Consider the following 12,980-nt stretch of genomic DNA (forward strand, 5'->3'; position numbering starts at 1 on the left):
GCTCGCAGAGCTCGCGGGAAATATTAAAGCCGCCTTCCTCCAGGCCCCTCCGGGCGTCTTCCTGCGGTTTGTCCGGGTCCCTCCGGTTTGTCCGGGTCCCTCCGGTTTGTCGGGTTCCCTTCGGTTTGTCCGTGTCCCTCCGGGCGGTTCCGGGCGTTTTCCTGCGGTTTGTCCGGTTCCCTGCGGTTTGTGGCAATCCCTGCATGGGGCGGCGCAGGGATTGACACAAAGTGCAGGGTTTTCCCCAAACCGAGGGGATTGCCGACCCGACGTGGAACCACACGCCCTTTATCGCCCGGCGCGCCAGACCAGCCTCGGTTCCTCCGGGCCTGGGCGTTTGGCCCGAGAGGTCGCTCCGGGGTGAGCCGCTTTTGTTCCGGTACGGGAGAAATCGACCGGTTTGGGAAATTCCTGCCGCGGCAACGCGGAAGCGATTTCCCAAACCGGCAGCAAATTCACAAACCGGACCCTCAGCGCAGCGGTACAGCGGTGCAGCAGGCTCTCGGACCGGAACCGTTACAAAACTTGGTTTTCCGGCAGGCACAATGACGCGCAAGGAGGGGGCCTCCGGGACGCTGCATCCGCCGCCGACGGCTTCCAACAGTGGCTCCCCGGCGGTCACCGGGTGGCATGCCATCCCCAGGATCAGTAGGCTTACTAAATGGGCCGTAGAAACGGCGGCCCGGTTTACCGGACGTGAAAGGCATGGTTTATGACCGAGCAGAGCATTCCTGATCCCGAACTGGGCGACGATCCGGTTCTGGCCGACGACGTAGCCGCAGTTGCCACGCCGGACGAACTGACGGTGGTGTCCGAAGACGAGCTGCTGGAGCAGGATGAACTGGTGGACGCTGAAGACCTCACATACCCCGGCGCAGCAGAAGACAACCCGGACAACTGGCAGGAAGACCCGCTGATCCGCGAAGAAGCACCGCTGAACGAACCAGGTGAACTCTCGGATCAGACCCTCCGCGACGACACGGCCGAAGAGCGCTTCCTGAACGGTGACACGCAGATTCCGCCGGAAGCACCGACCATCGGCGAGGCAGCCAATGACGTCGACTTCGGCGATCCGATGGCAGGCGAAGAAGAAGACGCAAGCGACGATCCCGCGCACCGCGGCGGCGACCCGCTTGCCGGCTTCAACCCGGACGACGTCTAGTCCGGCAGCACATTTCGCACCCCGGGGTCCGGCAGTGCCGTCTACGGACGGCCGCCGGGCCCTTTGGCTTGTGGCCCAGCGGCTTGTGCCCGGTCGGCCGGCCCGGCCCGCTTGTGGCGTCGTAGGTTTGGACCCGGCGGGATCCTGGGCCCCGTCACCGGCACCGCATCCATCCGCACTAGGCTGGATCCATGCCTTCCTTCCGTGTCCAGCTGAACATCCTCGCGCTGTTGCCGGGCAACCCGCCCGAGGCGGTTATGGAAACGGCCGTCGCCGCGCTGGGGGCCGCCCACCACGTAGAGGCAAACCAACTCGATATCGTCTCCGGGGTTCCGCGGATCACCCTGCGCTTCACGGTCCCGGATGATGAATGGTCCGTGGAAAATTCCCGGGCACGGCGTGCTGCCATGAACATGCGGGCCGCGGTGGAAGAAGTAGCGAAGGGGCAGGACCTGCGCGTGCTCCGGCGGATGCGCGGACGGTGGACTGTGTTGTAAACCGTTGTAAACGACGGTCCGCAAAAGCCGGGAAACTAGCCGGGACGCTAGCCGGGAAAAGCGTCCAGCGACAGCCGGCTGCGGTACTCCACCGGCTCGCGTGTCAGCGGATCGGTAAACCGCACGGACCGGGCCAGCAGCTGCAGCGGCCGTGAATAATCGTCCGGCGCCTGCGGCAGCAGCTCCGGATAGAACGAATCGTTCAGGATCCCGATGCCCTGCGACGCCATATGCACCCGCAGCTGATGGGTCTTTCCGGTGTGCGGCAGCAGTCGATAGCGTCCGAGCCCGCTGCGGCTTTCCATCAGCTCGATCCGGGTCTCCGCGTTCGGCTCGCCCTCGACCTCCTGGGCCAACAGATACGTACGGGACTTGATCATGCGGCTGCGCACAATCCGCGGCAGCTCGAGGTCCTCCCGGACCGGAGCCACCGCCTCGTATTCCTTGCTGATCCGGCGCTTCTCGAACAGGGTCTGGTACTTGCCCCGGGTCTCGGGGTTCGTGGAGAACAGCAGCACGCCGGCGGTCATGCGGTCCAGCCGGTGCATGGGAATCAGGTCCGGGATCCCCAGCTGGACCCGCAGCCGCACCAGGGCGGACTCGGCTACATACATGCCGCCCGGCGTCGTCGGCAGGAAGTGCGGTTTGTCCACCACCAGCAGGTCGTCGTCCTGGTGCAGGATGCCGATTTCCACCGGGATCCGTTCTTCCGGCGGAAGTTCGCGGTAGTACCAGATGAAGGTGTGCTCGGTCAGGGGAGTGGCGGACGTCAGCGGAATACCGCCCAGGCCCACCACTTCGCCGCGTTCGAACCGCTCCACAATGCCGCCCGGATCCACATGGCCGAAGCGTTCGAGGACGTAGTCCATGGCGGTGTCCCACGGTCCTTCGCCGGGAAGGCGCAGGCGGGTGGCATTGACTCCGTTGCGCACGGGAAGAGGGGACTGCATCACGGTTTCAGGATATCCCGCCTACGGGCTTAAATTAGGCGGGGCTGTTTCGGGCGGAAACAGACCCGCGCGGACGCGAGCCCAAGCAACCCTGCCGCAGAAAACCTCATCCGAAACGGAGCCCGGTGGCCACCAAACCAGTTCTTCCTCCTTCTGAGCAGACGGAGCCGACAGCGAAAACAACAGCGAAAACGACGACGGCGCAGACACTGACGCCGGAGGAACGCCAGTCCGTCCTGCGAACCCTGCGTTCACCGAAACTGCTCAAGACCGAGGTCCTTGCCGGACTGGTGGTGGCACTGGCACTCATTCCCGAGGCCCTGGCGTTCTCCGTAATCGCCGGGGTGGACCCGCGGATCGGCCTGTTCTCGGCCTTCACCATGGCCGTCACCATCTCCTTCCTCGGCGGCCGTCCGGCGATGATCTCCGCCGCCACCGGCGCCGTCGCCCTGGTCATCGCCCCGCTGGTGGCATCCCACGGCGTGCAGTACATGATTGCCGCAGTGCTGCTCGCCGGCGTGTTCCAGGTGCTGCTCGCCCTGCTCGGCGTGGCGAAGCTGCTGCGGTTCATCCCGCGGCAGGTCATGGTCGGCTTCGTCAACGCGCTGGCCATCCTCATCTTCATTGCCCAGGTGCCCGAGCTGCTGGGGGTGCCCTGGCTGGTGTATCCGCTTACCGCCCTCGGACTGCTCATCGTCTTCGGACTTCCGCGGCTGACGACGGCAGTGCCGGCGTCGCTGGTGGCCATCGTGGTCATCACGGCGATCACCGTAGCTGCTTCGGTCACCGTCCCGACCGTTGGGGACAAGGGCGAACTGCCGGACAGCCTGCCGTCCCTGCTGCTGCCGGATGTCCCCTTCACCCTGGACACCCTGGAGGTGGTGTTCCCGTACGCGCTGGCCGTCGCCTTTGTGGGACTGCTGGAATCGCTCATGACCGCCAAACTGGTCGACGACGTCACGGACACCCGCTCCAACAAGACCCGGGAAGCGGCAGGCCAGGGCGCGGCCAACCTCGTCACGGGTTTCTTCGGCGGCATGGGCGGCTGCGCAATGATCGGCCAGACCATGATCAACGTGAAGGGTTCCGGCGCCCGGACCCGGATTTCCACCTTCCTCGCCGGGATTTTCCTACTCCTCCTCGTGGTGGTCCTCGGCGATGTCGTGGCGCTCATTCCCATGGCTGCCCTGGTGGCCGTGATGATCTTCGTCGCCGTGACCAGCTTCGACTGGCACAGCATCCGCCCGTCCACACTGAAGATGATGCCGAAAAGCGAAACCGCCGTCATGCTGTCCACCGTGGCCGTGACGGTCTGGACCAACAACCTGGCCAGCGGCGTCGGCGTCGGCGTGCTCGTCGCCATGGTGCTGTTCGCGCGCCGGGTGGCGCATTTCGTCACCGTCGACCGCACACTCAGCGGGGACGGCGCCGAGGCCACCGCCGTCTACACGGTGAATGGTGAGCTGTTCTTCGCGTCCTCGAATGACCTGTACTCGCAGTTCGAGTACGTCCTGGATCCGGCGAACGTGGTCATTGACCTCAGCGGCTCGCACGTTTGGGACGCCTCCACCGTGGCGGCGCTCGACGCCGTGACGGAGAAGTACCGTCGCCGCGGCACCGAGGCGAGAATCATCGGGCTCAATGACGCCAGCGTGCAGATACGGGAGCGGATGGCAGGAAAGCTGTCCTAGGCCACCGTCGCCGTGATCAGGCAGCCACTGCGGAAGGGCGGCGGCACAGGGAAGCCAATGCGAGCCGGCACTGTTCCGCGGTCGGACGTTCCTCCGGAAGCACGGAGGTCATGGCCGCCAGCAGCGACCGCCAGCCGGTGGGCATGGCCGCCGGGAGCTCCGGACCGCGGACCGTCCGGGCCGCCATGGTTTCGGTCTGCGGCAGGTCGAAGGCCCGGACGCCGGACAGGCATTCGAGCAGGACGAGTCCCAATGAGTAAATGTCAGTCGCGGAGGTTAGGGGCGTGCGCCGTATCTGCTCGGGGCTCATGTAGGAAAGGCTCCCGTAGGACGGTTGCCCGTCCCGCTGTCCCTGTTTGTTGACGGCAATACCCAGATCGGCAATTTTGGCCTCGCCGGTCGAGGAATCCAGCAGGATATTCGAGGGTTTCACGTCCCGGTGGATGTACCCGGCGGCGTGCATGCCCGCAAGCCCCGCGGCCAGCCCGATGCCGAGCCGTGCCGCGGCATCCGGCGGCAGAACGCCGCAGATGCTCCGCCGAAGATCGGCGCCCCGCACAAGTTCGAGAACCAGGTACGGCGTCTGCACCCCGGTGGCCGGGTGGCTGATGGTGCCGTCGGCGATCATCCGAACCACGTTCGGATTCTCGACAGCCCGCAGCGCGGCCGCTTCCCGTACAGCCTCATGCCCTTCCGGTGCGTGGCCGAGCGGGGCGGAAAAGATCTTTACGGCCACCTTTTCAAGGGAGGACAGGTCGGTGGCACGCCATACATAGGCAGCGGTTCCATGGCCGATGGGTTCGTCCAGGCAGAACCGGCCGTCGAGGAGGACGTGGGCGCTGAACCCGGAGGTGTCAGGGGCCGGAGGTGCAGGGGGTGTTAATCGGAAATGCCGGTCCACCGCGCCCCCTTGGCCCAGTTAGCTAGTTTTACTAGTTAGTAGTTGGGCTAACCATAGGGTGGGCAGAACGAACCTGTCCAGCATCCGGACGGGGTTTACTGCGGCGGTGCCTGATCCGGGTTCGTCCCGTTCAGCGCGGAGCTCAGCCGGGCCATAAAACGGATCACGGTCTCGGCTTCCTGGGGGGAGAGCTCCGCGGCCGCCTGCAGCATCCGCCGGTGCATATCCCCGACGGTTCGGCGCACGTCACTGTCCGATGCGTCGGTGGGAACAATTTCCCAGGCGCGGCGGTCGTTGGGGCGGGCGCGGCGTCGGACGTATCCGCCGCGTTCCAGCCGGTCGATAAGTGCTGTGGTGGATGCGGTGGAGATGCCAAGCAGCCTGCTCAGGTCCTTCGGCCCGAGGCTGCCTCCGGTCTGGCGGGCCTGCATCAGGCAGCGCATGGCCAGGAGGTCGTTTTCATTCATCCCCATGGCGTCCTGGGTGTGCCTGCGGACCTGGGTCTCGGCCGCCCGGTAGCTGCGCACTGCATGCAGGACGTCACGGGCCTTGGGGTGCTCCGGATCGCGGCCGTACCAGTAGCCGTCCTGCCCTGAGGGCTCCTTCGGAGTGTCCATTCGGCCAATCCTAGCCGCACGGAAAGGTAGTCAGGCAAGGAATCCAATGCGACGCATTTCACACGGTAATTACGGCATAAAAATATGACCTAATGGGTTCGGCCGTGGTCAGATGTTAGGTGTCCGCTTAGGTACTCCTTACCTGCCGCCTGCGATAGGAACGTCCTTGACTACACCCAAAACCCCCCTGCCCGGCCTCGGGACCTCCCGCCGAACCCTCTTGGGCGGAGCCAGCCTCGGCTTTCTGGCGCTGGCCCTCGGCGCCTGCTCAAGTCGAGAGACGGTGGCGGACGCAGCCGGCAGTGCAGCGGGGGCCGGTGGCTTCACTGTGACGGACATGCGCGGCGTCGAGGTTTCCTTCGACGGCCCGGTACGGCGGATCGCCACCACTGTCATCCCCTCCCCGTCCATGCTGGCGGCGGTCGACGGCGGCTACGGAAAGATCGTGGGCATCAACGAATCCACGCTGCAGGCCAACAAGCAGGGCCTGTTCGGCGAGATGTTCCCCGAATCGAAAAGCACCACCACCATCTCGCCGTCGAGCTTCACCCCCAACATCGAAACCATCACCAGACTGGAACCCGACGTCGTGTTCCAGTGGGCGGACCAGGGCGAAGGTCTCGTGGAGCCGCTGGAAAACGCCGGTTTCAAGACCGTCTGCCTGCTCTACGGCACGCAGGAATACCTGGAAACCTGGATGTCCCTGTTCTCCACGATTCTCGGAAAGCCCGAACGCGGCACGGAGATCGTGGCCTGGATGCACAGCGAGATCGCCCGGCTGCAGGACGAACTCTCGGCGGTGACCCCGCCTGTCCGCGTGGTCCACCTGGGCCAGTCCGGCGACGGCTACTCGGCTTCCAACAAGACCTCGTACATGCACTACTGGATGGAACTGGCCGGCGGGCAGAACATGGCGGCGGAGAACCTTTCGGCCGAGAACGTGGTCAGTGCAGAGCAGCTGATCGACTGGGACCCCGAAGTCATCACGCTGGGCGGCTTCGACGCGCGCACCCCGGCGCAGGTCTACGCGGATCCGTCCCTGGCGTCCGTGTCAGCGGTACGGAACCGCCGCGTCTACAAGGCGCCCCTGGGCGGGTACCGCTGGGAGGTTCCCTGCGCCGAATCACCGCTGATGTGGCAGTGGGCCGCCCAGGTGTTCCATCCCGGCCGCACCAGGAACACGCTGCGTGCTGACATGAGGGAAAAGATCGCCTACCTCTACGGGTACGACGTGACCGACGCCCAGATTGATGCCGCACTGCGGCTGGACCTGAACGGGGCCAGCGTTGGCTACGACGTCTTCCGCGGCTGAGGCGTCCGCCGCGTCTGCCGCCTCGGCCGGCGCCCCGCCGTCGTCGACCCGGCAGTCCACCCGCCGCCGGCTGATCCTGCCGCTCTGTGTCCTGATCCTGCTTGCGGTGGCCCTGGTCTCCATGGCCGCCGGCCGGTACTGGGTGCCGCCGAACGAAATCCTGCGCATCCTGTTCAACGAAGTCACCGCCGTCTTTGGCGGCGAAGGGATGCTGCGCCGGACCTGGACCGAGCAGGAGGCCACCGTGGTCCTGGACGTCCGGCTGCCGCGCGTGCTGCTGGCCTTCCTGGTGGGCGGCGCCCTCTCGCTCGGCGGCGCGTGCCTGCAGGCCCTGTTCCGCAACCCGTTGGTCAGCCCGGACATCATCGGCGTCACGGCCGGTGCGTCCTTCGGCGGCGTGCTGGTGCTGACCCTCGGGCTATCCGGCGGCTGGATGGTCGGCGGTGCCTTCGGCTTCGGGCTGGCCGCACTCGCCGGCGTCCTGCTGCTTGGCCGGCTGGGCGGACGGGACAACGCGATGCTGATGATTGTCCTGGGCGGCATTGTGGTGGCGGCGTTCTTCAATGCCCTGGTCTCCTTTATGACCTACCTTGCCGATCCCTATTCCGAACTGCCCTCGATTGTGCACTGGCTTCTGGGCTCCATTGCCGCCGCCAGCTATGACAAGGTGCTCACCGCCCTGGTCCCGGTGGCAGCGGGCACGGCGGTAGTCCTGGCCCTGCGCTGGCGGCTGAACGTGCTCTCGCTGGGGGACGACGACGCCGCCGCGCTGGGTGTGAATCCGCAGCGTTCCCGGGTGGTGTTGCTGTGCGCGGTTGCCCTGATGACGGCCGGCACGGTGGCTGTGGCCGGGGCCGTCGGCTGGGTTGGCCTGGTGGTTCCGCACCTGGCCCGGCTCTGGGTGGGACCGGACCACCGGATCCTCCTGCCGGCGTCGTTGCTGCTCGGAGGCACCTACCTGATGCTCATCGACACGCTCAGCCGCTCCATCAGCACCAGTGAACTGCCGTTGGGCATCCTCACCGCCATCATCGGCGCACCCGTGTTCGTGGTGCTGCTGGCCCGTTCGCAGAAGAAAGCCGAGCTCTCATGACCGTTGCTTCCCTGATGCAGGCCACCGACCTCGGGTTCCGCTATTCCCGGCTGCGCCCGTGGCTCTTCCGGAACCTCGCCTTTACCCTGGAACGCGGGGAAATCCTGTCCATCCTGGGTCCCAACGCCCGCGGTAAAACCACGCTGCTCAAGTGCCTCTCGGGACTGCTTGCCCCGCGTGAGGGTACGGTTCACGGTGCGCCGGGCATCGGATATGTTCCCCAGGACCACGGCGCCGGCCCGTCCTTCACTGTCGCCGACATGGTGCTGATGGGCTGCACCCGGCACCTGCGCGCCTATCAGACTCCGCGCCCTGAGGACCACGCCGCCACCGATGCTGCGATGGAACGGGTGGGTGTGGCCGAGTGGGCCGGACGCGACTATTCCACCCTCTCCGGCGGGCAGCGGCAGCTGGTGCTGATTGCCCGGGCCGTTGCCTCCGGCTGCGAACTGCTCGTCCTGGACGAACCGGCCTCGGCACTGGACCTGAACAACCAGTCCCGCGTGCTGAGCGTGCTCACCGGACTGGCCGAGGAGGGCATGGGCGTCATCATGACCACTCATCATCCGGACCACGCGCTCCACGTGTCCCGCAACGCCCTGCTGTTCGTCGGCAGCCACGACGTCCGCTGGGGCCCCACCGAGGACCTGCTCACCGGTCCCGCCCTCTCCGAGGTCTATGGCCTGCCGATCTGTACCCCCACCGTCGGCACGGTATCCGGCGAGCGCGTGATCGCTGTGCCGGATTTCGGCCCGTCCTGCCGTGCCGACTGCGCGGTGCGGACTCCCCTGCAAACTCCCCGAACCAAGGACCAGCCATGATCATTCGTCTGATCGGCGGCACCCCCATGCGCGGGGCCGCCGACACCACCTGGCGCGGCGCCTTCGAGGATGTAGACGCCTACGACCTCGACGACGACGCAGCACGCGCCCGGATCCTTTCCGCCGACGGACTGGTGATCGGCGGCGGCGTCGACCATCTCCTGCTGGCCAGGCACCGCGACGCACTGACCGGCTTTGTCCGCGCCGGCGGCCGGGTGTTGGTTAACGGGCAGGTGGTTCGGCCGTTCATCGACGGGCTGGCGGTGTGGCGCAAGCTGGAATTCCGGGGCGCGCAGGATGTCCGTCCGCATCCGGTCCAGCCGCACCCGGTCTGGGGTGGCATCGACTACCGGGACCTGCACTACCGCACGGGTGTGCCCGGAACCCATTCGTATGAGCGGCTGGAGGAGATCGGCGTCGCCGGTTTCTACGGCCGCGGCTATCACCTGGACCTGCCCGGGGGCGCAGCAGTGGTGACCGGCATTGGCCAGTACCGGCTGCCGCTGGACTACAGCTATCCGCTGGGGGACGGGGAAGTGCTGGTCCACGGCGGCAACGACCTGGAGAGCTTCAGCGACGACGGGTATTCCACCCGGGTGCTGGGCCCGAACCTGGTGGAGTGGCTGGCGGGGGGAACGAAGGCCGGGGCTGCGTCGGCGACGGCATCAACTCCCGAGGCGGCCGCCCTCGGCCCGGCCGCCGTTGGCACCCGCCCGGCCGCCCTCGGCACCCGCCCGGCCGCCGTCGCTCGCAGGGAGGGACCGGCGGCCCCGCGGATCGGGCTGCTGCACTGCGGTGCCTTCCAGCCCCTGCGGACCCTGGCCGATCCGGCCCTGGCGCCGTACCGGCTCGAATCCGTCTACCTGCCCGATGCCGATCCTGCCGCGCTCGCAGATCTGGACGTGGTGATTGTCAGCGACCGGCTGCATCAGGGCCAGCTTGCCCGCTTTGTGCCGGCGATCCTGGTCGCGCTGCAGGACCCGGGAAAAACCGTGATCGTGCTCGGGGAGAACCAGGTGGAGCAGTGGCTGCCCGGCGTCGGCTACAGCTTCCGCCCCACGGTGTTCTGGATGTGGCGTACCGGGGAGGACAACGGGACACGGCTGCGGCTGCCCGAAGACCCGATGTGGGAGTTCTTTACCCCGTGGTCCGTGTCCTGGCATCACCACGGTCTGCTGCATCCGCGCACCGGCGCCCGTTCGCTGGTCGTGATGGAAGAGGGCGGTGCCGAGTCCGGCTCGCTGCTGTACGTGGATGAGGTGAACCAGCCCGCCCGCCTGCTGGTGACCACTATGGATCCGGTCTACCACCACGGCTCCGGCTTTATGCCCGGCGCTTCCCAGCTGCTGTACTCGCTGCTGCGCTGGGTCACCGCCACGCACACGGGGGAATAGCCCGGGCATAGGGGGGAGCATTCCCGGGTGCTGCGCCCCCTTGCTTCCGTTTGCCGCACGCCGTCCCAGACATTGTTGCTGGTGGTGCCGCTGTGACAACAGGAGGCAACAGCAGCACCACCCGGTGGGATGCTGTGTCCGGAACCCGGGCCGCCGTCGTTCGGTCAGCCCAGGATCAGCCGGACGGCGAGGAACAGCATCACGACGCCGATCAGCAGGTCGACAATCTGCCAGGTACGAGGCCGGTTCAGCACACCGGACAGTGCGCGCGCCCCGTAGCCCAGCGCGGTAAACCAGGCCAGGCTCCCGACGACGGCGCCGGCCGCGAAAATCCACCGCGTGTCAGGACCGTACTGGTTCGCCAGGCTGCCCAGCAGCACCACCGTATCCAGGTAGACATGCGGGTTCAGGAAGGTCAGGGCGAGCGTGGTCAGAACGACTGTGCCCTTGGCGCGGGGTGCCTGCGCCTCCAGTACCGAGGGCTTCGCGGCGGAGATCAACGAACGGATACCCCACCAGGTGAGATAGGCGGCGCCGCCCCAGCGGAGGATTTCCAGCACCACCGGAAAGCTGGACACCAACACACCGATCCCGGCGGTGCCGCCGAAGATCAGCAGCGCGTCGCTGATGATGCAGATGGCCACCACCACGCCGATGTGTTCCCGCCGCAGCCCCTGCCGCAGGACAAACGCATTCTGCGCCCCGATGGCCACAATCAATCCCAGCCCAGTGACCATCCCGGTCGCCCAAATACTCCACATGCTTTGACCGTAACCACGGATACCCATTCAGGCCAACGAATGATTCGAAGGATGCATTAGGTTTACTTCATGAACTTCGAGCATCTCCGTGCGCTGTCCGCCGTTGTGGATGAAGGAACGTTCGAGGCCGCGGCAGACAGGCTGCACATCAGCCCGTCCGCCGTGAGCCAGCGCATCAAGGCGCTGGAGACTTCCGTGGGCCAGATTGTGGTGCGCCGCGCGGTGCCCTGCACCCCGACGGACGCGGGGGCGGTCCTGCTGCGGATGGCACGACAGGTGCAGCTGCTCGAGTCCGAGGCCCGGCACGCATTGTCCTTGGATACCTCAACGAGGACATCGACGCCGGTGGCCGTCAACGCCGACTCGCTCGCCACCTGGTTCCGGCCCATGCTCTCCGAGGCTGCCGGCTGGACGGACAGCACCCTGGACCTGCACGTGGATGACCAGGACCACAGTGCAAGGCTGTTGCGCCAGGGGGACGTCGTCGGTGCCGTCACCGCCGATCCGGCGCCGGTCAACGGCTGCAGGGTGGAGGCCTTAGGCGCCATGCGCTACCTTCCGGTGGCGACGCCGGCCCTGCAGCGGCGCTTCGCCGGGAAGGCGGGGGCCGATTGGGAAGCCATGCCGGTGGTGCAGTTCAATGCCAAGGACGATCTGCAGCGCAGGTTCCTGCAGGAGCGCGGCGTTGACGGCCTTCCGCCCCGGCACACCATCCCGTCCTCCGAAGCGTTTCTGGCGGCAGTCCGCGCGGGTCTCGGCTGGGGCATGCTGCCGGAACTGCAGCTTGGCACGGAGCTCGACGACGGGACGCTGGCAGTGCTCGACGCCGGGGCCTACCGCGACGTCGTGCTTTACTGGCAGGTCTGGAAGCTGGAGTCGGAGCGTTTGCACCGCATCAGCGACGCCGTCCGGAGGGCCGGCCGGCTGCTGCGGTAAGACCTCGGTGAACTGCCGGCTAACCCGAACGGGTGGCCGAATCCGGAAACGGCTGGCAGTGCGGGCAGTAGTACAGGTCCCGCAGTTCCATCTCATTGTCGCCGAGCAGTTCATGCGCCACTTTGGTGCCGCAGCGCAGGCAGCCCCGCCGTTCCCGGCGATAGACCCAGAGCTGGTCCCGTCCCATGGCACCCGTGGTGATTCGGCGGGCGCGGGCCTTGTTAACTTCCAGGAGCCGTTTGGACAGGTCCACCAGCCGTGGCAGGTCCGGCACATCGGCGACCGGGGTCAGTGGGTGGATGCCGGCCAGGAAGCACAGCTCGCACCGGTAGATGTTGCCGATCCCGGCGAGGTTCCGCTGGTCCAGCAGCGCCAGACCGATCGGGCGGTCCGGCTGGGCCGAGATCCGGCGCAGTGCCTCGTCCGCATCCCAGTCGGGTCCCAGCAGGTCCGGACCGAGGTAGCCGACGGCGTCGTCCTCGTCTTTGCGGCCCAGCACGCGCAGGAAACCCAGATCGAATCCGACCACCTGGTGGGTTGCCGTCTCGAGGATGCAGCGGGCCTTGAACGCCGGACGCCGCCACTTCTCTCCCCGCGCGTAAACGTGCCAGAGTCCTTCCATTTTGAGGTGGGAGTGGAGGATCCAGCCGTCCACGGGGTCACCGCCGCGGATCAGCAGGTGCTTGCCGCGGGACACCACGTCCTGCACGGTGGAGCCGGTGAAATCCGTGGTGGCGAACTTCGGCACGCGGATATCGCACCGGGTCAGCTCCTGGCCGGCCAGCACGGCATTGAGGTCCCGGGCCGCCCGCCAGATGGTATCGCCCTCAGGCACGGTTCCTCCC

Annotated in this window: 13 protein-coding genes; 8 read left to right on the top strand and 5 right to left on the bottom strand. The window is 66.8% G+C overall.

Annotated elements, in window-relative coordinates; translation table 11 throughout:
* Positions 1-712 precede the first annotated feature (712 nt).
* Together LOC60_RS12940 and LOC60_RS12945 are read left to right on the top strand one after the other, a co-directional pair.
* Positions 713-1,162: a hypothetical protein gene (locus LOC60_RS12940; protein ID WP_230025797.1), complete on the top strand. Its 450-nt coding sequence runs from the start codon at positions 713-715 to the stop codon at positions 1,160-1,162.
* A 191-nt stretch (positions 1,163-1,353) separates the two neighbouring features.
* Positions 1,354-1,659: a hypothetical protein gene (locus tag LOC60_RS12945; RefSeq protein ID WP_230025799.1), complete on the top strand. Its 306-nt coding sequence runs from the start codon at positions 1,354-1,356 to the stop codon at positions 1,657-1,659.
* 47 nt (positions 1,660-1,706) lie between these two features.
* On the opposite strand, the gene LOC60_RS12950 is transcribed toward LOC60_RS12945, so the two are convergent.
* Entirely contained in the window at positions 1,707-2,609 is a 903-nt protein-coding gene (locus LOC60_RS12950; RefSeq protein ID WP_230025863.1) for an RluA family pseudouridine synthase, read from the bottom strand.
* A 209-nt stretch (positions 2,610-2,818) separates the two neighbouring features.
* Here LOC60_RS12950 and LOC60_RS12955 point away from each other — a divergent pair, with 209 nt between their 5' ends.
* Positions 2,819-4,300 carry a SulP family inorganic anion transporter gene (locus LOC60_RS12955; protein ID WP_230025865.1) on the top strand — a complete coding sequence of 494 codons (1,482 nt, stop codon included), beginning with the start codon at positions 2,819-2,821 and terminating at the stop codon, positions 4,298-4,300.
* Positions 4,301-4,316: 16 nt separating this feature from the next.
* On the opposite strand, the gene LOC60_RS12960 is transcribed toward LOC60_RS12955, so the two are convergent.
* Both LOC60_RS12960 and LOC60_RS12965 read right to left on the bottom strand, forming a co-directional pair.
* Positions 4,317-5,201: a serine/threonine-protein kinase gene (locus tag LOC60_RS12960; RefSeq protein ID WP_230025801.1), complete on the bottom strand. Its 885-nt coding sequence runs from the start codon at positions 5,199-5,201 to the stop codon at positions 4,317-4,319.
* A gap of 95 nt (positions 5,202-5,296) precedes the next feature.
* Positions 5,297-5,818 (bottom strand): MarR family winged helix-turn-helix transcriptional regulator, encoded by a 522-nt coding sequence (locus LOC60_RS12965; protein ID WP_230025803.1) that lies wholly within the window; start codon positions 5,816-5,818, stop codon positions 5,297-5,299.
* A gap of 166 nt (positions 5,819-5,984) precedes the next feature.
* On the opposite strand from LOC60_RS12965, the gene LOC60_RS12970 reads away from it, so the two are divergent.
* From LOC60_RS12970 to LOC60_RS12985, 4 genes are read left to right on the top strand one after another with little or no spacing between them, the layout of a single operon-like run.
* The gene (locus LOC60_RS12970) at positions 5,985-7,130 is read left to right on the top strand and encodes an ABC transporter substrate-binding protein (protein ID WP_230025805.1); all 1,146 of its coding nucleotides are present in this window, start codon (positions 5,985-5,987) and stop codon (positions 7,128-7,130) included.
* Complete coding sequence (locus LOC60_RS12975; protein WP_230025807.1) at positions 7,105-8,223, top strand: FecCD family ABC transporter permease; 1,119 nt, start codon at positions 7,105-7,107, stop codon at positions 8,221-8,223. The genes LOC60_RS12970 and LOC60_RS12975 overlap by 26 nt, the downstream gene beginning before the upstream one ends.
* Positions 8,220-9,044 carry an ABC transporter ATP-binding protein gene (locus tag LOC60_RS12980; RefSeq protein ID WP_230025809.1) on the top strand — a complete coding sequence of 275 codons (825 nt, stop codon included), beginning with the start codon at positions 8,220-8,222 and terminating at the stop codon, positions 9,042-9,044. Before LOC60_RS12975 ends, LOC60_RS12980 begins: the two co-directional genes overlap by 4 nt.
* Positions 9,041-10,438 (top strand): hypothetical protein, encoded by a 1,398-nt coding sequence (locus LOC60_RS12985; protein WP_230025811.1) that lies wholly within the window; start codon positions 9,041-9,043, stop codon positions 10,436-10,438. The genes LOC60_RS12980 and LOC60_RS12985 overlap by 4 nt, the downstream gene beginning before the upstream one ends.
* Before the next feature lie 164 nt (positions 10,439-10,602).
* Here LOC60_RS12985 and LOC60_RS12990 read toward each other — a convergent pair whose 3' ends face one another.
* Positions 10,603-11,199 (bottom strand): LysE/ArgO family amino acid transporter, encoded by a 597-nt coding sequence (locus LOC60_RS12990; RefSeq protein ID WP_230025813.1) that lies wholly within the window; start codon positions 11,197-11,199, stop codon positions 10,603-10,605.
* Positions 11,200-11,268: 69 nt separating this feature from the next.
* Here LOC60_RS12990 and LOC60_RS12995 point away from each other — a divergent pair, with 69 nt between their 5' ends.
* A complete protein-coding gene (locus LOC60_RS12995; protein WP_230025815.1) occupies positions 11,269-12,135 on the top strand; it encodes a LysR family transcriptional regulator ArgP in 867 nt (288 codons plus the stop codon).
* A 19-nt stretch (positions 12,136-12,154) separates the two neighbouring features.
* Here the strand turns inward: LOC60_RS12995 and LOC60_RS13000 are convergent, their stop codons facing one another.
* Positions 12,155-12,970, bottom strand: coding sequence for an Fpg/Nei family DNA glycosylase (locus LOC60_RS13000; protein WP_230025817.1), 816 nt, complete (start codon positions 12,968-12,970; stop codon positions 12,155-12,157).
* Positions 12,971-12,980 lie beyond the last annotated feature (10 nt).

The sequence above is a fragment of the Arthrobacter sp. zg-Y769 genome, from assembly GCF_020907405.1.
In the GTDB taxonomy this organism is placed as follows: Bacteria; Actinomycetota; Actinomycetes; order Actinomycetales; family Micrococcaceae; genus Arthrobacter_B.

What these genes read in the sequence shown, in the direction of transcription:
- LOC60_RS12940 (WP_230025797.1), top strand. Translation starts at nt 713, where the DNA reads ATGACCGAGCAGAGCATTCCTGATCCCGAACTGGGCGACGATCCGGTT.
- LOC60_RS12945 (WP_230025799.1), top strand. Translation starts at nt 1,354, where the DNA reads ATGCCTTCCTTCCGTGTCCAGCTGAACATCCTCGCGCTGTTGCCGGGC.
- LOC60_RS12950 (WP_230025863.1), bottom strand. Translation starts at nt 2,609, where the DNA reads ATGCAGTCCCCTCTTCCCGTGCGCAACGGAGTCAATGCCACCCGCCTG.
- LOC60_RS12965 (WP_230025803.1), bottom strand. Translation starts at nt 5,818, where the DNA reads ATGGACACTCCGAAGGAGCCCTCAGGGCAGGACGGCTACTGGTACGGC.
- LOC60_RS12980 (WP_230025809.1), top strand. Translation starts at nt 8,220, where the DNA reads ATGACCGTTGCTTCCCTGATGCAGGCCACCGACCTCGGGTTCCGCTAT.
- LOC60_RS12985 (WP_230025811.1), top strand. Translation starts at nt 9,041, where the DNA reads ATGATCATTCGTCTGATCGGCGGCACCCCCATGCGCGGGGCCGCCGAC.
- LOC60_RS12990 (WP_230025813.1), bottom strand. Translation starts at nt 11,199, where the DNA reads ATGTGGAGTATTTGGGCGACCGGGATGGTCACTGGGCTGGGATTGATT.
- LOC60_RS12995 (WP_230025815.1), top strand. Translation starts at nt 11,269, where the DNA reads ATGAACTTCGAGCATCTCCGTGCGCTGTCCGCCGTTGTGGATGAAGGA.